Origin of the sequence: Devosia sp., assembly GCF_017744655.1 — a bacterium.
GTDB lineage: Bacteria > Pseudomonadota > Alphaproteobacteria > Rhizobiales > Devosiaceae > Devosia.
The window spans coordinates 22,671-46,862 of sequence record NZ_JAGIAW010000004.1 but is presented as its reverse complement, the minus strand read 5'-3'; the positions used below and the strand labels follow the sequence as shown (position 1 = coordinate 46,862).

Genomic DNA, 24,192 nt, shown 5'->3' with positions numbered 1-24,192 from the left:
AGTCGGGTTGGGTTCCTTCGTCTCAGCATTATGTATAAAACGCAGCAGGTCGGGGAGCATCGCTATGCGCATCACCATGATAGGCAGTGGCTATGTCGGCCTCGTCAGCGGCGCCTGTTTTGCCGATTTCGGTCATGACGTCACCTGCGTCGATCTCAATGAACAAAAGATCGAGGCCCTTAAGGCCGGCAGAATTCCCATCTTTGAGCCCGGTCTCGAGGTGCTTGTCGCCGACAATGCCAGAGCCGGCCGCCTGACTTTTACCACCGACCTTGCCCCCGCCGTTGCCAATTCCGACGTCGTATTCATTGCCGTAGGCACGCCGTCCCGTCGCGGCGATGGCCATGCCGACCTCTCCTATGTCTACGCCGCCGCCGCCGATATCGCCCGGGCCGCCAAAGGTTTTACGGTCATCGTCACAAAATCCACCGCGCCGGTCGGCACTGGCGACGAGGTGGAACGCATCATCCGCGAGACCAATCCCGCAGCCGATGTGGTGGTCGTGACCAATCCCGAATTTTTGCGCGAGGGCTCAGCCATCGAGGATTTCAAACGGCCCGACCGCATTGTCGTCGGCCTCGAGGACGAGCGCGCCCGCGAGGTGATGACCGACGTCTATCGTCCGCTCTATCTCAATCAGGCGCCGCTCATGTTCACCGGACGCCGCACCGCCGAACTGATCAAATATGCCGGCAATGCCTTTCTCGCCATGAAGATCACCTTCATCAACGAGATCGCCGACCTTTGCGAACGCACCGGCGCCAATGTGCAGGACGTCGCCCGCGGCATCGGTATGGATAACCGCATCGGCGGCAAATTCCTCAATGCCGGCCCCGGCTATGGCGGCTCCTGCTTTCCCAAGGATACGCTGGCCCTCGTCAAGACCGGCCAGGATTTCGACACACCCCTGCGGCTCGTCGAAACCACCATCGAAGTCAACGACCGCCGCAAGCGCGCCATGGGCCGCAAGGTCATATCGGCCATGGGCGGCAATGTGCGCGGCAAGACCATCGGCGTCCTGGGCCTGACCTTCAAGCCCAATACCGACGACATGCGCGATGCCCCCTCGATCGCCATCATCCAGTCCCTGCAAGATGCCGGCGCAAAGGTCCGCGCCTATGACCCCGAAGGCATGGAAGCGGCAAAGACGTTTTTGAGCGGCGTGGACTACGCCGCAGACGTCTACGACGCGGCGTCTGGAGCCGACGCCCTGGTTTTAGTCACCGAATGGAACGCCTTCCGCTCGCTCGACCTCAAGCGAATTGCAGAGGCGATGGCCGGGAACGTCTTTATCGATCTGCGCAATGTCTATCGCCGTAAGGAAGTCGAGACGACGGGCCTAAACTATGTCAGCATCGGTCGTCCGCAGGGCGTAACAGATACGGCAGCGCAAGCGGCAGAATAGACCGGCAGGATACCGTATTTCATAAACTGTGGGGGCAGTATGAATTCGGGCAAGGTTGCTCTGATCACTGGCATTACCGGACAAGACGGCTCCTATCTCGCCGAATTTTTGCTGGAAAAGGGATATCGGGTCCACGGAATACAGCGTCGAGTTTCGGTCCCAAACGACCAGCGCATTGGCCACCTCGTCGATATTGAAGCCCCTTCATCCAGCGTCATGCTGCACTATGGCGACCTCACGGATGGCTCGGGCCTGACGCGATTGGTCCGGGATATCGCGCCCGACGAGATCTACAATCTGGGGGCGCAATCGGACGTCAAGGTGTCGTTGTGTCGTTCGATGCGCCCGAATATACCGCAGATGTCGACGGCCTCGGCACCTTGCGTCTGCTGGAGACCATCCGCCTGCTTAGGCTCGAGAACAAGACCCGCTTTTATCAGGCGTCCACCTCGGAGCTTTATGGTCTCGCCCAGGAGACGCCGCAGCGGGAGACGACGCCATTTTACCCGCGCTCACCTTATGCCGTGGCCAAGCTTTTCGCCCACTGCACCACGATCAACTATCGCGAGGCCTATGGCATCTATGCCTGCAACGGCATTCTCTTCAATCACGAGAGCCCGCGTCGCGGCGAGACTTTTGCGACGCGCAAAATTACGCGTGGCCTCTGCAATATCGCGTTTGGATTGGAACGCTGTCTCCACATGGGAAACATCGACGCGCTGCGTGACTGGGGCCATGCGAGGGACTATGTCCGCATGCAATGGCTGATGCTGCAGCAGGCGGTTCCCGAGGACTTTGTCATTGCCACCGGCAAGCAGTATGCGGTCCGCGAATTCATTCGCTGGGCCGCATCGGACCTCGGCATCACGCTGGAATTTTCCGGTTCCGGGACCAGCGAGATCGGGATAGTCGCGCAGGTAGCAGGCGACAGGGTGCCCCACGTTTCCGTGGGAGACGTGATCGTGCGCATCGACCCGCAATATTTCCGCCCGACCGAGGCCGACACCCTGCTCGGCGATCCCACCAAAGCGCGGGAAAAGCTGGGGTGGGTTCCCGAGATCAGCGCTCGGGAAATGTGCCGCGAAATGGTCGAGGCCGACTACCGTGCGGCACTGCGCCATGTCTCGAGCCAACCCAACGCTGCGCTCGTGCCGGCCTTGGGCCGGTATTCCGCGCCGACCCAGCCGGAGTAACCTACCTCGTCCAGGACCTTGAAGATATTGGCGTAATTGATCTCGCCGGTGCCCGGTTCATGGCGGCCCGGGTGGTCGGCGATCTGGACATGGGCAATGCGGGATTGCAGGCGCAGGAAGGTCGGGATCAGGTCGCCCTGAACGATCTGCATGTGATAAAAATCGTATTGCAGATAGAGGTTCTCGTGGCCGACTGCGGCGGCGACGCGCTCGTAGTCATCGGTGGAGTTGATCAGAAAGCCCGGCATGTCGCGGGTGTTGATCGGCTCTAGCAGAAGCTTGATGCCCACCTCAAAAAGGCGCGGCGCTGCATAGGCCAGGTTGGCGATAAGGGTGTTATATAGTTCGGCGCGCGCGATGCCTGTTGGGGCAATACCGGCTAGGCAGTTGACCTGGGTGCAGCCGGTTGCCTTGGCGTATTCGATTGCCGTATCGACGCTTTGGCGGAACTCGGCGACACGGTCTGGATGACAGGCGATGCCGCGCTCGCCGGCGGCCCAATTTCCGGCTGGTAGGTTGAACAGGGCCTGGCTGAGACCGTGTTGCTGCAAGAGATCCGCCAGCGCAGCGGGCGGCTGGTCGTAAGCGCCGACATATTCGACGGCCTTGAAGCCGTCTGCGGCGGCGGCGCCGAACCGCTCGAGGAAAGGCAGTTCAGGGTAGAGCATCGAAAGATTGGCGGAGAAACACGGCATATCTGAAACTTCCGAAGTGAGCGGGTAACCCGCTCACCAGAGATAGCCGAGTACGCGGACCCGGACTAGTTCAGCGCGTTCTTCACGATGCGACCGCTGGCCATGATGATGGGCATGTGGGCGCCATCATCCTGCAAGAGGGAAATGTCCGAGAGCGGGTCGCCATCGACCACCAGGAGGTCGGCAAAGGCGCCTTCGGCGACGATGCCGACCTCACCTTCGAGGCGGCAGAGTCTTGCACCGATAACAGTGGCGGAGCGGATGATTTCTTGCGGGGTGAGAACCTTGGCGAGGAGTTCGAATTCCATGCCGTGATATTTTCTGAGCTGCCCGAGAAGATCGGAGCCGAAGGCCATGGGGAGGCCGGCGTCGCGCATGATCTCGAGCGAGCGGAGGCCGCCGCCGCGGACGACATCGATCTTGGCGATTTCGGCGGCGCCGAGGCCGAGGGCTTCACCTTCGAGGGCGAGCGCGTCATAGGCGACGAGCGTGGGAACGGCGATGCAGCCCTTTTCGGCGGCTTTCTTGGCGGTGTCGGGCTCGATCAGGTTGCAGTGTTCGAGCGAGTGGACGCCGAGTTCGACGCAGCGGGCGATGGACTTGTCGGTATAGACATGGGCGGCGACGTACATGCCCGCGTTTTCGGCCTCTTCGACCATGGCGAGGATTTCGTCTCGCGAATATTGGATCGAATGGATCGGGTCATTGGGCGAGGAAACGCCACCATTGGCCATGACCTTGATGAAGTTGGCGCCTTCCTTGATCATGGTGCGGCAGGCAGCGCGGACATTGTCGACACCGTCGACGATAAGCCCCATGGATCCCAAGCGGTCGGAGAAGAGGCCCGGACGATCATCGGTGCGCTGGCGCAGGTCGGCATGGCCGCCGGTGGTGGTGAGGCCCTTGCCGCAGATGATGAGGCGGGGACCGGCGATGAGGCCTTCATTGACCGCGCGGACGAGGCCGTAATCGGCGCCGCCGAGATCGCGCAGGGTGGTGAAACCGCGCTGCAGGGCTTCTTCCATCACCCGCGCAGAGCGCAGGGCGGCGAGCGAGGCCGGAGCGATCATATTGGCCCAGAGGTCGAGCGTTTCGGCAACGACATGGACGTGGCAATCGACGAGGCCGGGCATGATGGTCTTGCCGGCGAGGTCAATGACTTCAACGCCGTCCGGACGCGCAAGACCGGTGCCGATGGCGGCGATGCGCTGGTCGGTGACAAGTACCTCAAGCCCCTGCCGCAGGATGCCTGCTTCAGCATCGAGGACATTGCCGCCGGTGAAGAGAAAAGACGTGGTCATGAAAGCAACTCAGCGGTTGTGACAGGCAACCATCTGGCCACCTTCACGGGCGGTCAGGGCGGGTTCGGTGGTCTTGCAGACGGCGGTGACGAGTGGGCAGCGCGTGTGGAAGGGACAGCCGCTCGGCTTCTTCGTGGCGCTCGGGATGTCGTCATTGGTGGCGCTAAAACTGTGGCGCTTGCGCGGATCGCGCGAGGGCGCCGAGCGCATCAGAAGCTCGGTATAGGGGTGGCCCGGTTCGGCAAAGATGCGCGTCTTGGGGGCGATCTCGACGATCTTGCCCAGGTACATGACGGCGACGCGATGGGAGATGAATTCGACGACGCCGAGGTCGTGCGAAATCGAGAGATAGGAGACGCCGAGATCGCGCTGCAGATCGCTGAGGAGGTTGAGTATCTGCGCCTGCACCGACACGTCGAGCGCTGAAACCGGTTCGTCGCAAACGATGACGTCGGGGTTGAGGGCCAGGGCCCGGGCGATGCCGATGCGCTGGCGCTGACCGCCGGAAAACTGGTGGGCAAAATTGTCGGCCTGGTCGGGACGGAGGCCGACGCGCTCCATCAGCTCGGCAACACGCGTTTCGCGCTCGGCCGGGGTGCCGACCTTATGGATGTCGAGCGGGGCGCGGATAATGTCCTTCACCCGCTGACGCGGATTGAGCGAGGAAAACGGGTCCTGGAAGACGATCTGCATGCGGCGGCGATAGCTTTTGAGCGCCGCGCGATTGAAGCCACGGATTTCCTGCCCGTCGAACTGCACGCGGCCGCCGGTCGGCTTGACGAGGCCCATGAGGGCGAGGCCGGTGGTCGACTTGCCGCAGCCGCTTTCACCAACGAGGCTCAGGGTTTCACCGCGCTGGAGGGAGAAGCTGACGCCATCGACGGCCTTTACCGCGCCCACCTGACGCTGGAAGACGCCGGAGCGAATGGGGAAGTGGACTTCGAGGTTTTCGACCGTGAGCAGAGGAGTGCGATCAGGCTGCATCGTCGTGCTCCCAGCAGGCGGCCCAGTGGCCGGGGCGTTTTTCTTCGAATGGTGGGCGCTCTTCGAGGCACCGCGCCGAGGCATTGGCGCAGCGCGGGGCAAAGGCGCATCCCTTGGGCAGGTTCCAGAGTGGAGGGACGGTGCCGGGGATATCGGCGAGGCGATCACCGGCCTCGCTCGACGCGCCAGCACCGGGCACGGCGCCCATCAGGCCGATCGTATAGGGGTGGAAGGGACGATCGAAGAGATCGTAGATGCTCGCTTCCTCGACCTTGCGGCCCGCATACATGACGATGACGCGGTCGGCGACTTCCGAGACGACGCCGAGATCGTGGGTGATGAGGATTTGGGCGGTGCCCAAGCGCTTTTGCAGGTCCGAAATCAGGCCCAGAATCTGGGCCTGGATGGTCACGTCGAGCGCCGTGGTCGGCTCATCGGCAATGATGATTTTCGGGTCGCAGGCGAGGGCCAGGGCGATCATGGCGCGCTGGCGCATGCCGCCTGAGAGTTCGTGCGGAAACTGGCTGGCTCGGCGTTCGGGATCGGGCATCTGCACGAGGCGCAACACATCGACGGCGCGCGCATCGGCCTCGCGGCGGCTGCATTTGCGGTGCTGCCGCACGGATTCAGCGATCTGCTCGCCGATGCGCAGCACCGGATTGAGCGCGGTCAGCGGTTCCTGAAAGATCATGGCGATCTTCTCGCCACGGAAATCTTCGACCTGCCGCTGGTCCATGGCGAGGAAATCCTGGCCCTCGATGACGACCTTGCCGCCGGCAATGGTGGCGGCCTCCGGCAGGAGTCGGAGGAGCGACAGGGCGGTCATGGACTTTCCGCAGCCGCTTTCCCCGACGATGCAGAGGGTCTCCCCTGCCCTGACGGAAAAATTCATGTCGGAGACGACGGCAAAAGCGCCATTAACGCCCCTGATCTCGATATCGAGATCGGAGACTTCCAGAACCGGGACATGGGTTGCTGTGTTCATTTCGCTCATTGCCGTCGTCTCCAATGCCGGGCTTGTGGGGCACACCCGGCATGTTTTGGGTCGCTTGCGCGCGTCTCAGTCGGTGGCGCCTTCGAGGTTGCCGACCATGAAACCGTAGTCGCCGCTATGGACGAGGTTGCGGGTGAGGTGCTGCATGATCATCACGCCATTCTCGAACGGCGTCGGGATTTCTTCGAGCACTTCGAACGTGTAGGGGCTAACCACGCGGCCGAGGAGCTGGCCGCCCTTGATGACTTCGCCATTGGCCGGAGCCAGCGGTTCGAGCCAGCCGCCCTGGCTCGGACGGATGCCGGCCAATTCGTTGACGACGATCTGCTTGGGATTGGTCCACGGATCGCCCTGAATGGCGCCGATGGTTTTGAGCATGTTGAGCACGCCGTCGACGGTCTGCTTCACATAAGGAGTCTGGTCGACAATGCCGCCGCCGAGCTCGATCACGGCGACCGGGATATTGCGGGTGTCGATGGTCACCGACTTGGTGGTGCCGCCAAAGACCGTGCCTTGCTTGTTCTCGACCGGACGGTAGAGGAGTTTTGAGCCAAAGGCGCGCGACAGGCGCTCGTCGTTCCAGATGTAGACATAGTCGACGGTCGGGCGATCGGTGCCCGAATGCAGGTCGATATGCACGTCGATGACATTGAGGAACTCGTTGGTCATCGCATGGGCGAGCTGCTGGGAATAGGTGCCCTTGGGGTTGCCCGGGAACTGGCGGTTGAGGTCGACCTTGTCGATGGTGGCAAAGCGCTCGTTGACAGCGAAGGCATAGGGGTTGGCGACCGGCAGCAGCAGGATACGGCCTTTGAGGGGCTGTTCCTTGAGGGCGCGGTAGAGATCGAGAATGGCCTGGGAGCCGGTATTCTCATTGCCGTGGATGGAGGCGGAAATGCCGATGGTGGGACCATCCTCTTCGCCGACCAGCTCATGGATGAACAGCACCGCATCGCTGCCATCGGCATGCGTAGTGAACTTGGGACGAAGCTGGTTGATGGATTTGACCATTCGAATATTCCTTTAGTTACTTTGCCTTGGCGGACTTGCCGCCGCCGCGAGAGAGCTGGCGGGGGTCGAGCACATCGCGCAGACCGTCGCCGAGTAGATTGAAGCCGAGCACCGTCACCATGATGGTCGCGCCCGAGACGATGGAGAGCCACGGCGCGTCCCGCATGAAGCGGGTGCCATAGGCGAGGGTCCATCCCCAGGTCGGGGCCGGCGGCGGGAGGCCGAAGCCGAGAAAGCTCAGGGCCGATTCCGAGATGATCGCCGTACCAAGGCCGAGCGAGGCAAGGACGATGATCGGCCCGAGGGCGTTGGGCAGGATTTCCTTGAAGATGATCCGCACCGGGCTCGCGCCCAGAGCCTTGGCGGCCTGCACATAGTTCTGTTCGCGCAGCACCAGGGTCGTTGAGCGTACGACGCGGGCATATTCGGTCCAGGCGACGACGATGATGGCGAGCGCCACATTCATAATGCCCGGGCCAAGCACAGCGACGATGGCGAGGGCCAGAACGATGGCCGGGAAGCCGAGGAAGATATCGGTGATCCGCATCAAAACCTGATCGACCCAGCCACCAAAGTAGCCGGCGACGAGACCGACCACCGTGCCGATGGCAGCCGAGACGGTCACGGCGATGACGGCGATTGTCAGCGAGATGCGGGCGCCGAAGACGAGACGGGACCAGAGGTCACGACCGAAATTGTCGGTGCCGAGGATGTGCTCCATGGTCGGACCATCGAAGCGATTGCGCATGTCCATCTGCTCGATGCCATGGGTCGCGACATAGGGCGCGAAAATGGCGAGGAGGAGGATGGTCAGCGATATCAGCGCGCCGACGACGAGCGAGACATTGGTGAAGGCTTTTGGCAAACGCATGGTCATCAACCCAACCGGATACGCGGGTCGACCGCTGCGTAGAGAAGATCCACCACTAGGTTCACGAGCGCGAAGACGATGGCGAAGGTGAGCACGATGCCCTGGATCAACGGCAGGTCACGCTGCGAGATCGCGGCGATGGTGAGCTGCCCGAGGCCCGGCCAGGCAAAGATGGACTCAGTGAGCACGGCGCCGCCGAGAAGCGCACCGAAGCGGAGGCCGATGACACTGAGCACCGGGAGGAGCGCATTGCGGAGGGCATGGCGGATGACGACGCGCCCCTTGCGCAGGCCCTTGGCATAGGCGGTGCGGACAAAGTCTTCGCGCAGCACTTCGAGCATGGAGGCACGGACGAGGCGCGAGATGATGGCCGCGGAATTAGCCGCCAGCGCCAGGGCCGGCAGGGCGATGTGGCCGATGGAATCCCAGAGGACCTGCGGGCGGCCGGTGATGGCGGCGAGGAAGGCTTCGGGCAGTGGCACACCGCGTCCGATGGCGGGGAGCCAGCCGAGCTGCACGGCAAAGAGCAGCATCAGCAGGAGGCCGAGCCAATAGACCGGCATGGAGACGCCGAGCTGGGCGAAGAGCATGGTGACCGTATCGACCCACGAACCCTGACGGATGGCAGCGAGGACGCCCAGCGTCAGGCCGATGAGGGTCGCGAGGATCAGAGCAACGACGGCGAGCTCGATGGTTGCGCCGAGGCGGCCGAGGATGATTTCGGAGACCGGCTGGTTCTGGAAGATCGAGCGGCCCATATCGCCTTGCAGCAAGGCGGCAAAGTAGTCCCAGAGGCGAATGTACCAGGGGTCATTGAGCCCGAGGGTATTGCGCAGGGTTTCGATGGCTTCCGGCGTTGCGTCCTGGCCGAGGAGAACGGCGGCAGGATCGCCGGGGATGATGAGCAAGAGGCCAAAGGTGACCACCACCATGCCAATGGCCATGGGGATGAGCAGCAGGAGCCGGCGGATGACATAGGCTACCATTGGCTTTGCCTCTGCGGGACTGGATTACGCTCAGCCAAGGATCACCTCATCGAGCTTGCGGGGGTACTTGGTGAGGCTATCGGGCCCCTGTCCGGTGACGAGAACCGTATCGGCAAGGCGGAAGCCGCCGAGGCCGGGCACGTAGAGGGCGGGTTCGGAGGAGCAGACCATGTTGGAGAGGAGCACGGTATCGTCGCCCCCTTCCACCCATGGCGGCTCATGGAACATGACGCCCATGCCGTGGCCGACGCGATGGAGGCAGAATTCGCTGACACCCTGCTCCCGGATGAAACCGAGGGCGCGGTCATCGGCTGAAGAACAGGTGGCGCCGGCGATCAGGCCCATCGTGCCGATGGCCTGGGCCTGCTGGGCCAGATTGTAGAAGCGCTCCTGCTCCTTGCTGGGTTCGCCCAGAATGAAGGTGCGCTCGCTTTCGGCGGCGCGCCCACCCACCCGGCAGCCGAGAGAAAGAATCATGCTTTCTCCGCGCTGCGGGCGGTGGCCGGTCGGCATTCCGTGAGGGAAAGCGGAACGCAGGCCGGAATAGACAAGTCCACCGGCAATGCCCTGCACGAGCATGATGTCCTCGTGCTCGCGATACATGGTATCGAGGGCATGGCGGATGATGTGGGCTTCGATCTCGATTTCGGTCGGCATGGTCTTGCCGCTGCGCAGCGCCTCGTCGATGACGGCGACGCCGGCGGCAACCATGGAGTCGGAAATGCGCGCGGCTTCGCGCTGCAGCACCAGTTCTTCGGGGCGCTTGGTGAGGCGCATTTTGCCCACGATGCCCAAGGCGCGCACCTTGGCATTGGGGAAGGCTGCTTCGATCTGGCCGACGCGGGCGAGCGAGATGCCCGGCGAATGCGCCACGGTACCCTTGATGTCGCCGACAGTGCGGGCGAGCACGGCAAAGGGCCGGTCGCGGCCGGGAAATTCGAAATAGACGACGAGCTCTGCCGCGGTCTTCTGGTCGAGCGCGTGATGGCGCTCAAGCTCGGGAACCAGCAGGTAGGCGTCGGTTTGCGTCAGCGCGAAAACGACGGGGCGCTCGGTGGTGTAGTGGGAAAAGCCGGTCGTGTAGATGACGTCGTCATTGGAATCGAGCAGCAGCACGTCGACGCCGTCTTCGGCCATGCGCGCACGAATGTCGGCATGTACGGATGCGTAATAGTCGGCGCTGAGGCGCTGGGAGAAGGCCATGGCGATGTCCTTGGAGTGGGGCCACAAGGCCGGCCGGCACCGAAGCGCCGGCCGGGATAGTCACAATCAGTCGGCGTAGCCGATCAGGCCGCGGAGATTGCCGCGCGGCGTGGCCTGCACTTCGACCGGCAGGTCCTTGGCGTAGAACAGCTGATAGCCCTGGGCCGAGATGATGTAATAGGGCAGCTCTTCGGCAAGGATGGTCGCGGCCTTCTGATAGGCAGCGGCGCGGCCGGCCTGATCGAGGGTCGAACGACCTTCCTGGAGGAGTGCGTCGACTTCAGGGTTGGAATAGCCACCCCAGTTGGTCGGGCCACCGGTCGAGAGCTGGGCGAACATCAGGCGATCGGGATCGACGATATTGAGCCAGCCGAGCAGAGCGATCTGATGCTTGCCCTGCTGCACATAGTTGGTCGAGAACGACGGCCAATCGCTGATCTGGGCAGTTGCCTTGACGCCGGCGGCTTCAAAGAGTGCCTGCAGGAACTCAACGCTCTGCACGCGGTTGGTATCTTCGCTGTGGGTCGAGAGGACGACTTCAAGATCCCGCCCCTCCTTGTCCAGCACGCCGTCGGCATTGCTGTCGGTCCAGCCGAGTTCGTTGAACTGTGCCACGGCCGCTTCGATGTCGAAGGTCGGCTGCGCGATGGCATCGGAATAAGCCCAGGACGAGGGCAGGATGATCGAGTGCGCTTCCTGATCGACGCCCTGATAGATGTCGTTCACGATGGTTGCCTGATCGACGAGCTTGGCAAAAGCCTGGCGCATCTTCGGATCGGACAGCAGCGGATCCTTGACGTTGAAGTTGAGGTAATTCACGCCGAGACCTGCAGTGATGACATTGCCGAAGCGGTCATCGGCCTTGAGGCGTTCGATATCCTGCGGGGCGAGCGGGGACTGGATGACATCGAGGTCGCCGGCCTCAAAGGCCTGCGAACGGGCGGAGTTGTCGCCGATGATTTTCAGCGTGACGTTCTCGATCGTCGGCTTGCCGCGCCAGTAGTTCTCGTTGGCCGCGAGGACGATCTCGCTGCCACGGTTCCACGAGACGAGCTTCATCGGGCCTGCGCCAACCGGATTGAGCGCGATATCGGTACCGCCTTCAACCAGCGCCTTGGGCACGATGCCGATATCGAGATAGGTGAGGAGAGGCGCATAGGGCGCGGAGAGCGTGAACTTCACGGTCTGCGGATCGACGGCTTCGACGGCCGAGATCGGCGCATAGAGCGCGCGGCTCGGGGCGTTGAAGTCGGGATTGACCAGCGTCGTATAGGTATAAACGACGTCATCGGCGGTCAGCGGGCTGCCGTCCGAGAACTTCAGATCCGGACGAAGCTTGAAGATAAAAGTCTGCGGATCGGGCGTTTCCCAGCTTTCAGCAAGGTCCGGAACCGGCTCGAGGCTCGGGGTGATGTGGACGAGGCCGGAATAGATGAGGTCAGCGGCGCGCGAGGCAGTCGTGTCGCGCATCAGGCGCGGATCAAGCGTACCGGCGTCCACGTCCATCCCCACGATGAGCGTGTTGCTGTCCTGTGCGAAACCAGTCTGCACCGGCATGAGGCTCAGCGCTATCAAGGCGCTGGTCGTCAACAAAAACTTCTTCATTCCCTGTTCCCTTGCTGTGACTAATTAAGCGGATAGTCGGCCCGCTAGCTGACCACCCTTGGCGCGCCTGAGATCGGCAAGCCGCGGAGCCAGAATGGTGTCGAGAGCGCCGGTATCTGGCGCGTGGCGATATTCGAAACACTGGACGCCGGGCCGCACGAGCTGGGCCACATGATCGGCGCCCGAGGCGTAGACCACTGCGTCGGAGCCCTCGATGATCTCGCTGAGATCATCGGCGGACGACCAGGTGACGCGGATGTCGGAAATATGCGGGGCGAACTCGCGCACGCTGGGGCGCATGATCGCGATATATTCCTTGAAGTGGGTGATGGCAGCGACGCGGGCGCGGGAATCGAGACCCGCAAGGCTCTGCCGGGTGCGCTGCGACGGGATGAACCGAAGGCCCAGCACATCGCTGCCCTCGACCAACGCCCGCACTTCCGCTTCCCTGTGGCTGAAGGTGAGGACGATGTCGGCGGCAAGGCAGGCCTGCCGTTGCGGGCCGTCATTGCGAATGCTGTCGAGCGTCACCAGTTCGATCTGATCATTGCTGGCGAGGGTCGGCCGGATTTCGTCGACATAGTCGCGACCCGGACCTTCGAAGATGCAGACGAAAACGATGTTGAGACCGGTGGCGGGGCGACGCATCTGCGCACCGGCATTGATCATCGACACCAGCGCCATGGATGAGACGCCAAGCGCTTCGGCCTTGGCGAGGATGGCTTCGATATCGCCGCGCAGCGCGTTGATCGGCTGCCCGGAGGCCGCGACGGCCAGCGGATCGCGCGCCGTGAAGGCCCCGAGGCCAGCGCGCATCTCGATCAGACCCTCGTCGCGGAGCTGTTGGTAGACCTGGCTGACCGTCATCGGCGCAATGCCGAGTTCGCTCGCCAGCTGCCGGACCGATTGGAGCTTGGTGCCATAGGCCATGTCGCTGAAGGCCAGCATGTAGCTCAAAAGCCCATGCAATTGCGTCCCGACCGGGACGGGAAGCGACTTGTCGATGCTGGACGCGTCTATCGTGAACATGTGTTCTACCACGTTGATACACTGACCGTAACCACGAGTTCCCAACACTGCAATAGGGCATGCAATTTTTTTGCACACGGTTTGATTTCGCCTGACGAATGTGCACAAATGCATGAAATCAGGCGAATTTTACCGGCTTTCGCGCCGGAACATCGTCGTTTGCGCGTCTTTTTCTGCGTCTTGAGGTGTACTAATGGAATATAGCAACCTGGGCCGAACGGGCCTGAAAGTGTCGCAGCTGGCATTGGGCTGCATGACCTTCGGCTCGCCAAACTGGGCCCCATGGGTGCTGGATGAAGCGGCTTCGCGGCCGATCATCGACAAGGCAGTGGACCTCGGAATCAACTTCTTCGACCTGGCCGACATGTATTCGGCGGGAGCGAGCGAAGAGGTGGTGGGCAAGGTGCTCTCGACGCGGAAGCGCCAAAACCTTGTGCTGGCGACAAAGCTCTACAACCCGATGAGCAGCGACCCCAATGACAGGGGCCTGTCGCGAAAGCATATTTTCGAGGCCGTGGACGGCAGCCTGAAGCGGCTCGGCACCGACTATATCGACCTCTATCAGCTGCACCGTTTCGATTATGGCACCCCGCTCGAAGAGACGCTGGATGCGCTCAACGACGTGGTTCGCGCCGGCAAGGTGCGCTATCTCGGCGCGTCTTCGATGCACGCCTGGCAGTTTATGAAGGCTCTTGGGATGCAGCGCGCCAATGGTTGGGCGGCCTTCGTTTCCATGCAGCCGCACTACAACCTGATCTACCGCGAGGAAGAGCGCGAAATGCTGCCGCTCTGCCGCTCGGAAGGCATCGGCGTCATCCCCTGGAGCCCCCTCGCCCGCGGGCGCCTGGCGGCCCGCACCGACGCCGACACGACCCGCTCGCAGACTGACAAGACCGCTTCGGCGCTCTATGACCGTTCGCGCGAACAGGACGATGCGGTGGTTGCTGCGGTTCGCACAGTGGCTGAACGCCATGGCCGTCCGCCGGCCCAGATCGCTTATGCCTGGGTAGCGACGCGTCCGGGGATTACTGCCCCCATCGTCGGTATTTCGAAGCTCCATCAGTTCGATGATGCCGTGGCGGCGCTCGAGGTGAAACTCAGCGACGAGGATGTGGCGCTGATGGAAGCCCCTTACGAACCCAAGCCGGTTGCCGGTCACCAATAGGAGCTTTTGGCCATGCTGATTGGCAATGAACTGGCGGGCCTGACGGCCGGCATCGACGCGCTTTATCGCAGCACGCCGCGCAGCGACGGATTTTTGGACAAGGAGGGCCTGATCCCGGTCGCCATGGCCGAGGTCGAGCCGACAAAACTGCGCGACTATGCCGAGGCGCGGGAACGGCTCGAAGCCCTTGCAGTACGCAATGCCGGCGAGGCGGAAACGCAGCTTCGTCGTGACTATGTCGACGAAATGATCGACTCGCTTCTGGCGCTGGTGACGACTTTTGAGGAAAAGCCGATCAGCTTTGCCGACCGCGTTCGGAGGCAGATCCGGGTTGAGACGCAACTCGTGCCCGACGACGAGCTGGAAGGCTATCGCAGGACGATCCGCGAAAAGCTCGATGAGCTTGGCTATGCCGGTGGCAGCCTCACCGAGGACTTCAATCGCTGGGAAGCGCAGGCGCGCGTGCCGAAGGGGGCCGTTCTCGCTGAGTTGAAGGCACTGATCCTTGAGGGTCGCGAGCGGGTGACGGCGACCATGTATCCCATGGCGCATGAATGGATGGAGCCTGCAGGTGTCACGGCCGTGCCGTTCTCGGCCTACTGCGACTATCCCACGCGGAAAGTGCTGCTGAACCTCGATTTCCCGTATACGCGCTTTTCGCTGAAGCACCTCGCGACGCATGAAGTGTTTCCGGGGCATCTGGTGCACATGAACCTGCGCGAACGCTATGTCGCCGAGGGCAAGATGCCGCTCGATGGGGCGCAGGTGGTGACGAGTTCAGCCAGTAGCGCTCTCTTCGAAGGCATTGCCGACAATGGCATGTTCTTCCTCGATTGGGTGGATGGCCCCGAAGATGAACTGGGTGTTGCCCTGCAGCGTCTGCGGAGCGCCATGCGCTGCAATGCGGCCTGGATGATGCATGCGCAAGGGATGAGCCTTGATGAGATCGTGCCCATCATGGCCGACAAAGCGCTGCAGGACCCGGTGACGGCGCGCTCGCGTCTGGCCTTCCTCAGCCACAACCTCAGGGCGCCATTCGTCTACGCCTATTATGGGGGCGACATGGCCGTGCATGAGGTGTGGAAGACGGTTGCGCCGGAAGAACGCAAGGAATTCTGGAGCTTCCTCTACGACAACATGCACACGCCTACGACGCTGAAGAAATACTGGAAGGCATGACCAAATAGGAAAGGCCGGCGAGACCAAAAGTCTCGCCGGCCTTTCCCTTCAGGCGCCTGGAAGCGCCTTATTCTTCCGTCTGGCCGGTGAGGCTGAGGAGAAGCTGGAAGATGTTGATGAAGCTCAGATAGAGCGACAGGGCACCCATGACGGCGAGCTTCTGATTGGCTTCGGCGCCATTGTTCTCGGCGAACTGTTCCTTGATGGTCTGGGTATCCCAGGCGGTGAGGCCGAGGAAGACGAGAATGCCGACCACCGAAACGATGAACTGCAGCATGCTCGAGCCGAGGAAGATATTGACGATCGAGGCGATGGCGACGCCGATCAGGCCCATGATCAGGAACGAGCCGAACTTGGTCAGGTCCGTCTTGGTCGTATAGCCGTAGAGGCTCATCGCGCCGAACATGGCGGCCGAGATGAAGAAGGTGCGGGCAATGCTGGCGCCGGTAAAGACCAGGAAGATCGAGGCCATGGAGAGCCCCATGACGGCGCAGAAGGCCCAGAACATGGTCTGTGCGGCGCCGGCCGAGATCGAATTGACCTTGAAAGAGAAGAACATCACGAAGGCGAGCGGCGCTAACATCACCACCCATTTCAGCGGCGAGCCGAAGATCGGCACATAAAGCGCCGGGGTCGAGCCGACGAAGAAGGCGACGAGGCCGGTGATGACGAGGCCGAGGCCCATATAATTGTAGACGCGCAGCATGTGCTGGCGCAGGCCTTCGTCAAAGGCGGCACCGGACATGGTTGATGCCGGATTGCTCCAGCGCGATTGTGGCTGCAAAGCCATCGTCGGTCTCCGTCAGTATAGGGAATCGAAAAGGGAGCCGGCGGCGCGGGACACCTCGCCGGGCGGAGCGCTCGCAACGAGCGCATAGGCTATGTCGCCGAACTGCCAATAGGCAGTCGTCGTATCGTCGACATGGCGCGTGGACGGACGCTCCACGATGAACTGACCCGGACGCGCCGCAAAGAGCGACACGGCACCGAGATCGCCGGCATTGACGGCAAGCTCGACACTGGGGCCGAAATGGGAGGGATAGACCTGCACATCGGTCACTGACCAGCCGGCCGGCAGCTTGGGCATGCGGATGGCAGTCTCGGCGAGAAGTTCGGCCGGATCATAATCGGTGACGGGCGGCTGCGAATGCATGCCGGCGCGGAGGGCCGTGATGTGGTGGGCTTCGACCGCAGCGGTGACATATTCGGGTACGGCGCTCGACGCTTGGGCCGGCAGGGTACCGATCTGGCTATGCGCGATCCAGCCGGCGCTGAGGAGGAAGGACGCAGCCGCGAGCGGACGGAGGCGGCGGAAAAACTGGCCGCGCTGCAACCGGCCTTCGAGGCGCCGGGCCACATCGCTGGTGGCCGGCATGGGCGGGACTTCGTCGCCGGCAAGGGCCAGACGCAGTTCGTCGCGCATGCGGAGGTCCGTCATGACCTGCGCCGCAATATCAGGGTTCTGGGAGAGCCAGTGCTCGATTTCGATACGGCGGGAAACGTCGAGCTGGTCGTCGACATAGGCCGCCAGTTCCAGGGGGTCGACTGTTTCAATGTTCCGCATCATTCGCCTCCTTTGATCAGTCTCAGGGCCGGGCCGCTTTCCCAGCGTCGCAGGGCTTCCCGCCCACGCGAAATACGCGACATCACCGTGCCGGCAGGGACACCGAGCACTGCGGCGGCCTCCTCGTAGCTGAGGCCTTCAATGGTCACCAGATGCATGGCCTCGCGCTGCTCGTCGGGCAGCGTATCGAACGCGCGGCGCACCTGATTGAGCCGGACGCTGTCGAGCTGGTTGGGGGGCAGGGCCTCGGCGGTTTGCGCGGCATAGTCGCGATCGCGGGCCGCCGAACTCTTGCCGGAGCGGACCCGGTCGATGTGCAGGTTATGAAGGATCGACATCAGCCAACCGCGGAGATTTCCGGCGGGGTTGTAGGTGACGCTCCGCTCCATCGCCCGCACCAGCGCATCATGCACGAGATCCTCGGCATCGGTCGGATGCCGCGTCAGGCTCAGCGCATAGCGGCGCAGAGCCGGAAGCTCGTTCATGACCTCGGATTTGCGGGGTTTCGGCGGGACCATGCGCTATATACGGACGAAAGGACGCGGCTCTTCCATACGGAAAGCAAAAATCTTGGCCGCTGCACCACAACCCCACTGAGAGATTCACAGTTTGTCGTCACCACCGGGCCTGTCCCGGTGGTCCATGCCTTGGCGGGATGGATTGCCGGGACAAGCCCGGCAATGACGACGGAGGGGAGATGGTGCCCTAGGCCGACGCCAGTTGGGCCTCGGGCGTCGGTTCGCAGACGCCGGGTTCGAAGAGATCGAGCAACTGGCCGGCATAGAGGTCGAGATCGATGGTCGCGTCATGCGCCCATTGCAGGAGGCCGCTCTCGAGGGCGCCTGATATGGCCGTGGCGACGACGCCGGGATCGAAGGATTTGAAGGCGCCGCGATCCTGCCCGGCGGTCAGGGTGCCGACGAGCCAATCCTTCTGCTCGCGCCAGACGGCGAGATGGTCGGAGACTTCCGAGCCCCCTGCCCGCGTGGATGCGAGATGACGCAGAGCGAGGACTTCGGCGCGGTGTTTTCGGACATAGGTCAGATGCCCCGTGACGAAGGCAGCGACGCGCTGCCATTCATCGTCGAGCCCTTCGGCATCCTCGACAATGGCTTCCACCATGCGCTCGCGAACGCTGGCAAGGACGGCATCGAAGAGGCCGTCCTTGCTGCCGAAATAATAGCAGATGATGCCCTTGGCGACTTTTGCCTCGGACGCCACCCGCGAGAGCGAGGTGCCGGCGACGCCATCGCGCACCAGCACGGCGATCGTGCAATCGATGATGTGCCTGCGTCGCTTTGCTTCGAGGAACTTCATCTCCTGCACGCCTCGCTCAGGCGACTTTTGAGATGTCTGGAACGGCGTCCAGAAGCATTCTCGTATAATCGGCCTGCGGACTGTCGAAGATCGCGTCCGTCGGCCCGCGCTCCACAAGCACACCATTGTGCAAGACGCCGACCGAGGTCGACATCTGCCGCACGACGGCGAGGTTGTGGCTGATGAGGAGGTAAGTCAGCCCGAACTCGGACTGCAATTCGCTCATCAGGTCCAGCACCTGCGCCTGCACCGACACGTCGAGGGCCGAGGTCGGTTCGTCGCAGACGATGAACTCGGGCTGGCTCGACAGGGCCCGGGCGATGGCGATGCGCTGGCGCTGGCCGCCCGAAAATTCATGCGGGAATTTGCGCATGACGGAGGGATCGAGACGCACTTTGTTGAGCAATTCGGCGACCCGATGCTCGACTTCGGTCTTGTTGCGCGCGAGCCCGAGCGTGCGCATGGGTTCGGCGATGATGTCCTTGACCCGCCAGCGCGGATTGAGGCTGGCATAGGGGTCCTGGAAAATCATCTGCACGCGCTTGCGGCGCTCCTGATGCCCGGCGCCACCGGCCCAGATATCGTGACCATCGACGGTGATATGGCCTGCAGAGGGACGCACGAGGCCGACGATCATCTTCGCGCAGGTCGACTTGCCCGAGCCGCTTTCGCCCACGAGGCCAAAGGTCTGGCCCTTGGGGATGGAGAAGCTGACATCGCTGACCGCCCGGAACATTTCGACCTTGCCGGGGAGGAGTTTGGTAAAACTGCCGCGGCCGAGTTCGAAATCGCGGACGAGGTGCTTTACCTGCACATAGGCGGTGTCGTCATTGGCGGGTGTCGCCGTGGCGATCTGGCCTTCCTTGCGCTCGATCGTGGGGATCGAGTCGATGAGCTTGACCGTATAGGGCTCGCGCGGGCGGCGGATGATGTCGCCCACCGTGCCGGTTTCGACCACCTTGCCGTGATGCATCACCACCAGCCGATCGGCCGTCTGGGCGATGACGCCCATGTCGTGAGTGATGAGCATGACCGCTGCACCATGGTTGGTGCAGAGCTTTTTCAGCACCTTGATGATCTGGGCCTGCACCGAGACGTCGAGCGCCGAAGTTGGCTCGTCGGCAATGATCAGCTCGGGTTCGGCAGCGATGGCCAGGGCAATGACCACGCGCTGCCGCATGCCGCCCGAGAACTGGTGCGGATAGGAATCGATGCGCTCGGCTGCCTTGGGAATGCCGGCCTCGGTGAGGAGGTCGATGGCCTTCTGCCGCGCTTCCTCCTCGCTGAGGGGAAGATGGGTGCGGATGGTCTGGATGAGCTGCCGGCCCACAGTGTAGAGCGGGTTGAGGCTCGTCAGCGGGTCCTGAAAAACCATGCCGATGCGCTTGCCGCGCAGCCTGGCTTTTTCGGGTTCGCCGAGATTGTCGATGCGCTCGCCCTTGAGCAGGATTTCGCCGCTCGATATGCGGCCGGGCCGCTCGATGAGGCCGATGACGGCTGACCCCGTCATCGACTTGCCGGCGCCGGACTCTCCAACGACGCCGACGACTTCGCCCGGCATGATGTCGAAGGAGACACCGTCCACAGCGCGGAACACCTCATCGTGGAAGGGAAAATCGACGACTAGATTTTTGATGGAAAGAACAGGTGTGGTCATCAGCGCAACTTCGGATTGAGGGCGTCGCGCAGCCAGTCACCCAGGAGGTTGACCGAGAGCGCCAAGAGCACCAGCGTGATGGCGGGGAAGAGCAGAATCCACCACTCTCCAGAGAACAGGAATTGCTGGCCGATACGGATCAGTGTTCCCAGTGACGGCTGGGTCGGGGGCACGCCGACGCCGAGGTAGCTCAGCGTTGCTTCCTCGATGATGGCGAGCGCGAGGCCAATGGTGCCGATGACGAGCACCGGCCCGACGACATTGGGGAGGACGTGACGAAGGAGGATGATGAACGGATTGACGCCGAGGATGCGCGCCGCCGCCACATAGTCCTTCTGCCGCTCGACCATCGTGGCGCCGCGCACCGTGCGGGCGAACTGCGCCCAATTGGCAAGGCCGATGGCGATGATGAGCACCCAGATGGCCGCGCCTTCCTGCTGGTTGGGCGGGATGATGCCGCGGGCAACGCCGAAAATAAGAAGGGCGATGAGGATGGCCGGGAACGAGAGCTGCACGTCGGCGACGCGCATGATGACAGCGTCCCAGAGGCCGCCGACATAGCCGGCGACGAGGCCAAGACCGACGCCCATCACCATGGCGAAGAGCGTCGCCATGGCGCCGACGAAGAGCGAGACGCGCGAGCCATACATGATGGTCGAAAGCACGTCACGGCCCTGGCTATCGGTGCCGAGGGCGAAGTAGCGCCCGCCCATCGAACTCGAATTGGGCGGGGTAAAGCCGTCCATGAGATTGAGGGTGGCCGGATTGAACGGATTATAGGGCGCGAGAAGCGGGGCGAAAACCGCCATGAAGATCAGGAGGAACGCCACGATGGAGGCGACGACCGTTACCGGCGAGCGACGATAGGACCAGACGATGTCGGAGCGGAGGAAGGTTTTCCAGCGCGAGGTTTTCGGAGGGGACTGGGGCAGATCGGTCACGATGCTACCTCCCGGATTTGGCGCCGTCGCGCAGGCGCGGATCGACGATGAAATAGAGGATGTCGACGATGAGGTTGATGATCACAAAAACCAGCGCGACGAAGACGAGGTAGGCGGCCATGACGGGCACATCGACCGCGGCCACCGAATTGACGAAGAGCGAACCGACGCCCGGCCACTGGAACACCGTTTCGGTGATGATGGCGAAGGCGATGACGGAGCCAAGCTGCAGGCCGGTAATGGTGATCACCGGCACCATGGTGTTTTTCAGCGCGTGGCCGAAATTGATGGCGCGCTGCGAGAGACCCCGGGCCCGGGCGAAGCGGATATAGTCGGTGCGCAGCACTTCCATCATTTCCGCGCGCACGAGGCGCATGATGAGCGTTAGCTGAAAGAGCGACAGGGTGATGGCCGGCAGGATCAGCGAGCGCAGGCCTGACTGGGTGAGCAGACCCGTGCGCCACCAGCCGATTTGCACGACCTCGCCGCGCCCGAAGGACGGCAGCCACTTCAATTCGACGGCGAAGACATAGATGAGCCCGATGCCGATGAGGAAGGTGGGCAGCGACACGCCGATCAGCGACAGGGTCATGATGACGCCAGTCGAGAAAGCGCGCTGCTTGAGGGCGGTATAGACGCCGAGGAAGACGCCGAAGACGAGCGCGATGATCAAGGAGGCGACGGCAAGCTCGATGGTGGCCGGCAGGCGCTCGAGGATCAACTGGCTGACCGGCTGCTGCAGGCGATAGGACACGCCGAACTGGCCCTGCAGGGCGTTGACCACGAAATGATAGAACTGGACGTAGAAGGGCTGGTTGAGCCCGAGGCGTTCGCGCGCCTCCTCATAGTCGGCCATGGTCGCATCCTGACTGAGCAGGTTAGCCAGGGGATCGCCGACATAGCGGAAGACAAGGAAGGCAATAAACGCCACGACAAGCATGACGATGACGGACTGAAGCAGCCGCCGTGCGATGAAGGCGAGCATGGGCGCCCCTCAAATGGGCGGACCGCCGCGAGAGCGAGAACTCAACGCGGCGGCCCGGGATTTCAGCGCTTTACTCGAAGGTGACCGTGGTCATGTTCGGCTGGTTTTCCGGCTGAACCGGCAGCGTCACGCCCGAGCGCATGGCATAGGCCAGCACCTGGTTGTGCACCGGCAGCAGCACGCGATCGGCCTTCACCGTGTCCCAGATTTCGGCAACGGTCGCGTCACGCTTGGCCTGGTCGCTTTCGGTGCCGAGCGAAACGATCTTCGCGTCAAGCTCGGGATTGGTATAGAGGCCGACATTGTAGGTGCCGTGCGTATCGGTCTTGGAGTGCACCAGATCGTTGAACACATAGGCGCTGTCGAAGGTCGGAACGCCCCAGCCGAGGAGATAGAAGTCGCTCTCGTTGGCAAGGATGATCGGGGAATGTTCGGCAACCGGGCGCGAGGCCAGGGTCACCTGGATACCGATCTGGCCGAGCATGCCGACATAGGCGGTCGAGATCGCCTCGTCATTGACATAACGGTTGTTCGGCGTGTCGAGCGTGACGGTGAAGCCATTGGGATAGCCGGCTTCGGCCATCAAGGCCTTGGCCTTTTCAACATCGGGCGCCGGATAGGCGTCGAGCTCTTCGGTCCAGCCAGCGACGAAGGGCGGGTTGGGAATGCCCGTCGGGATCGACTGGCCACGCATCACCACCTTCTGGATGGCGTCGCGATCGAGCACCAGTTCCATGGCTTCACGCACCAGCGGATTGTTGAAGGGGTTGGAATCGGTGATGTTCGACGACTTCAGCGGCGCATCGCCGAACTTGTAGCCGAAATAGATGAAGCGGTTTTCGGGGCCCGTTTCGACCTTGAAACCTTCGGTCGAGGACAGACGCTCGATATCCTGCGGCGGCACATCCTGGACGATGTCGACTTCACCCGAGAGCAGCGCCGAGATGCGGGTCTGGGCATCGGCAATGGTCAGGTATTCGACGCCGGTCACGGCCGGAGCTTCGCCCCACCATTCCGGGTTGGACGCGAGCACGGTCTTCACGTCGACTTCACGCGACACGAGCGTATAGGGGCCGGTGCCGTTGGTGTTGAGAACGGAATAGTTGCTGGCGCCGCTGGCAAAGTCCTGGACCACGGCGAGATCGTTCTCGTCGGACCAGGTCTTGTCCATGATGAAGGTATTGGTGAGGTTGTTCGGGTAGATGAGCGAGGGACCGGCCATCTGGAACTCGACGGTATAGTCGTCGACCGCAGTCACGCCTTCCACCACGGAATGGAGCTGCTTCATGTTCGAGAATTCGCTCTTGGCGCGCTCGATCGAGTAGACCACGTCTTCGGCGGTAAAATCGTTGCCGTTGTGGAATTTGACGCCTTCACGCAGCTTGAACACCCAGACGGTGTCGTCGCCTTCCTTGAGTGCCCATTCGGTGGCGAGGCGCGGCGTCAGGGTGCCGTCATTGTCGCGACCAACCAGCGTCTCATAGATGTGGTGGGCCAGCGTGTGCGTATTGCCCTGGTTCTGCGAATGCGGGTCCAGCGTGAGCGCATCCGATGAGCGGGCCCAGCGGATGGTCTCGGCATTGGCCACACCGGCGAGCATGGTCGAAGCGACAAGCGCCGCGGCAATGCGAGTCAGTGAAGTGTGCATTAGCGTTCTCTCCGTTCCTGAATAGCGCCTTCTCGAAATAGATGTTTGGAAGGCTTGGTCCACACGAAAGCCCAATTTTATCAGGAGCGCAATTGCACAAACCCCGGAACAATAGTCACAACAGCACCACAAACCTGTTATAAACACTGAGCTGAACGCATTTTACGAAATCAGTTCGGAAACTTACTTAAAGAATCTTCCAAAAATACATGACGTGCTGTTTTGCACGTCATGTATACGGATGGAAGATAGGATTTCTTCCATGCCTGCATGAAAATTCGCGCGACGGCTAGAATTGCTCCCCGGAAACGGACGGCAGCCATCGCGCCGTTGCCCTGCCCATTTCTCGAATATCCCGCTGTAGGCTCTGGCTTTTCTCCTATGCTTGCCGCTACCTTTGCAGCGCCGGGCAACGACCTCGCGCACTATTCCGCTCCAAGAAACCCGAGCAGGGTTCGG

At 62.3% G+C, this 24,192-nt stretch carries 21 protein-coding genes and 1 pseudogene; 4 read left to right on the top strand and 18 right to left on the bottom strand.

Annotation, left to right across the window (positions count from 1 at the left end):
• The first annotated feature begins 64 nt into the window (after positions 1 to 64).
• Together J7557_RS09560 and gmd are read left to right on the top strand one after the other, a co-directional pair.
• On the top strand, positions 65 to 1,405 hold the full coding sequence (locus J7557_RS09560) for a UDP-glucose/GDP-mannose dehydrogenase family protein (protein ID WP_291419716.1): 1,341 nt from the start codon (positions 65 to 67) through the stop codon (positions 1,403 to 1,405).
• Positions 1,406 to 1,444: 39 nt separating this feature from the next.
• Positions 1,445 to 2,598 (top strand): annotated as a pseudogene (gene gmd / locus J7557_RS09555) (GDP-mannose 4,6-dehydratase).
• Here the strand turns inward: gmd and otnI are convergent.
• The 10 genes from otnI to J7557_RS09505 form a co-directional block, all read right to left on the bottom strand.
• Positions 2,505 to 3,293, bottom strand: a complete 789-nt coding sequence (otnI, locus tag J7557_RS09550; RefSeq protein WP_291419690.1) for a 2-oxo-tetronate isomerase — start codon at positions 3,291 to 3,293, stop codon at positions 2,505 to 2,507. The pseudogene gmd and the gene otnI sit on opposite strands and share 94 nt — an antisense overlap.
• Positions 3,294 to 3,358: 65 nt before the next feature.
• Entirely contained in the window at positions 3,359 to 4,594 is a 1,236-nt protein-coding gene (locus J7557_RS09545) for an amidohydrolase family protein (protein WP_291419688.1), read from the bottom strand.
• Between the two features lie 9 nt (positions 4,595 to 4,603).
• A complete protein-coding gene (locus J7557_RS09540; RefSeq protein ID WP_291419686.1) occupies positions 4,604 to 5,578 on the bottom strand; it encodes an ABC transporter ATP-binding protein in 975 nt (324 codons plus the stop codon).
• Complete coding sequence (locus tag J7557_RS09535) at positions 5,568 to 6,563, bottom strand: ABC transporter ATP-binding protein (protein ID WP_291420072.1); 996 nt, start codon at positions 6,561 to 6,563, stop codon at positions 5,568 to 5,570. Before J7557_RS09535 ends, J7557_RS09540 begins: the two co-directional genes overlap by 11 nt.
• A gap of 75 nt (positions 6,564 to 6,638) precedes the next feature.
• Positions 6,639 to 7,583 carry a succinylglutamate desuccinylase/aspartoacylase family protein gene (locus J7557_RS09530; RefSeq protein WP_291419684.1) on the bottom strand — a complete coding sequence of 315 codons (945 nt, stop codon included), beginning with the start codon at positions 7,581 to 7,583 and terminating at the stop codon, positions 6,639 to 6,641.
• 16 nt (positions 7,584 to 7,599) lie between these two features.
• Positions 7,600 to 8,460, bottom strand: a complete 861-nt coding sequence (locus J7557_RS09525) for an ABC transporter permease (protein WP_291419681.1) — start codon at positions 8,458 to 8,460, stop codon at positions 7,600 to 7,602.
• Positions 8,460 to 9,440 carry an ABC transporter permease gene (locus J7557_RS09520; protein WP_056311544.1) on the bottom strand — a complete coding sequence of 327 codons (981 nt, stop codon included), beginning with the start codon at positions 9,438 to 9,440 and terminating at the stop codon, positions 8,460 to 8,462. The genes J7557_RS09525 and J7557_RS09520 overlap by 1 nt, the downstream gene beginning before the upstream one ends.
• Positions 9,441 to 9,470: 30 nt before the next feature.
• On the bottom strand, positions 9,471 to 10,643 hold the full coding sequence (locus J7557_RS09515; protein WP_291419673.1) for a Xaa-Pro peptidase family protein: 1,173 nt from the start codon (positions 10,641 to 10,643) through the stop codon (positions 9,471 to 9,473).
• 66 nt (positions 10,644 to 10,709) lie between these two features.
• The gene (locus J7557_RS09510) at positions 10,710 to 12,248 is read right to left on the bottom strand and encodes an ABC transporter substrate-binding protein (RefSeq protein ID WP_291419671.1); all 1,539 of its coding nucleotides are present in this window, start codon (positions 12,246 to 12,248) and stop codon (positions 10,710 to 10,712) included.
• Positions 12,249 to 12,272: 24 nt separating this feature from the next.
• Positions 12,273 to 13,277: a GntR family transcriptional regulator gene (locus tag J7557_RS09505; RefSeq protein WP_291419669.1), complete on the bottom strand. Its 1,005-nt coding sequence runs from the start codon at positions 13,275 to 13,277 to the stop codon at positions 12,273 to 12,275.
• 193 nt (positions 13,278 to 13,470) lie between these two features.
• On the opposite strand from J7557_RS09505, the gene J7557_RS09500 reads away from it, so the two are divergent.
• Together J7557_RS09500 and J7557_RS09495 are read left to right on the top strand one after the other, a co-directional pair.
• Complete coding sequence (locus J7557_RS09500) at positions 13,471 to 14,442, top strand: aldo/keto reductase (protein ID WP_291419667.1); 972 nt, start codon at positions 13,471 to 13,473, stop codon at positions 14,440 to 14,442.
• A 12-nt stretch (positions 14,443 to 14,454) separates the two neighbouring features.
• Positions 14,455 to 15,621, top strand: a complete 1,167-nt coding sequence (locus J7557_RS09495; RefSeq protein WP_291419665.1) for a hypothetical protein — start codon at positions 14,455 to 14,457, stop codon at positions 15,619 to 15,621.
• Positions 15,622 to 15,688: 67 nt separating this feature from the next.
• Here J7557_RS09495 and J7557_RS09490 read toward each other — a convergent pair whose 3' ends face one another.
• From J7557_RS09490 to J7557_RS09455, 8 genes are all read right to left on the bottom strand, one after another.
• Entirely contained in the window at positions 15,689 to 16,411 is a 723-nt protein-coding gene (locus J7557_RS09490; RefSeq protein WP_291419664.1) for a Bax inhibitor-1/YccA family protein, read from the bottom strand.
• Positions 16,412 to 16,423: 12 nt separating this feature from the next.
• Positions 16,424 to 17,185, bottom strand: a complete 762-nt coding sequence (locus J7557_RS09485; RefSeq protein ID WP_367272883.1) for an anti-sigma factor — start codon at positions 17,183 to 17,185, stop codon at positions 16,424 to 16,426.
• Positions 17,185 to 17,703 carry a sigma-70 family RNA polymerase sigma factor gene (locus J7557_RS09480; RefSeq protein WP_291419660.1) on the bottom strand — a complete coding sequence of 173 codons (519 nt, stop codon included), beginning with the start codon at positions 17,701 to 17,703 and terminating at the stop codon, positions 17,185 to 17,187. The genes J7557_RS09485 and J7557_RS09480 overlap by 1 nt, the downstream gene beginning before the upstream one ends.
• A gap of 187 nt (positions 17,704 to 17,890) precedes the next feature.
• Positions 17,891 to 18,502 carry a TetR/AcrR family transcriptional regulator gene (locus J7557_RS09475; RefSeq protein ID WP_291419658.1) on the bottom strand — a complete coding sequence of 204 codons (612 nt, stop codon included), beginning with the start codon at positions 18,500 to 18,502 and terminating at the stop codon, positions 17,891 to 17,893.
• Between the two features lie 16 nt (positions 18,503 to 18,518).
• A complete protein-coding gene (locus J7557_RS09470; protein WP_291419656.1) occupies positions 18,519 to 20,159 on the bottom strand; it encodes an ABC transporter ATP-binding protein in 1,641 nt (546 codons plus the stop codon).
• Positions 20,159 to 21,100: an ABC transporter permease gene (locus J7557_RS09465; RefSeq protein WP_291419654.1), complete on the bottom strand. Its 942-nt coding sequence runs from the start codon at positions 21,098 to 21,100 to the stop codon at positions 20,159 to 20,161. The genes J7557_RS09470 and J7557_RS09465 overlap by 1 nt, the downstream gene beginning before the upstream one ends.
• Before the next feature lie 4 nt (positions 21,101 to 21,104).
• Positions 21,105 to 22,085 carry an ABC transporter permease gene (locus J7557_RS09460; RefSeq protein WP_291419652.1) on the bottom strand — a complete coding sequence of 327 codons (981 nt, stop codon included), beginning with the start codon at positions 22,083 to 22,085 and terminating at the stop codon, positions 21,105 to 21,107.
• Positions 22,086 to 22,155: 70 nt separating this feature from the next.
• A complete protein-coding gene (locus tag J7557_RS09455; RefSeq protein WP_291419650.1) occupies positions 22,156 to 23,733 on the bottom strand; it encodes an ABC transporter substrate-binding protein in 1,578 nt (525 codons plus the stop codon).
• Between the last annotated feature and the right edge of the window lie 459 nt (positions 23,734 to 24,192).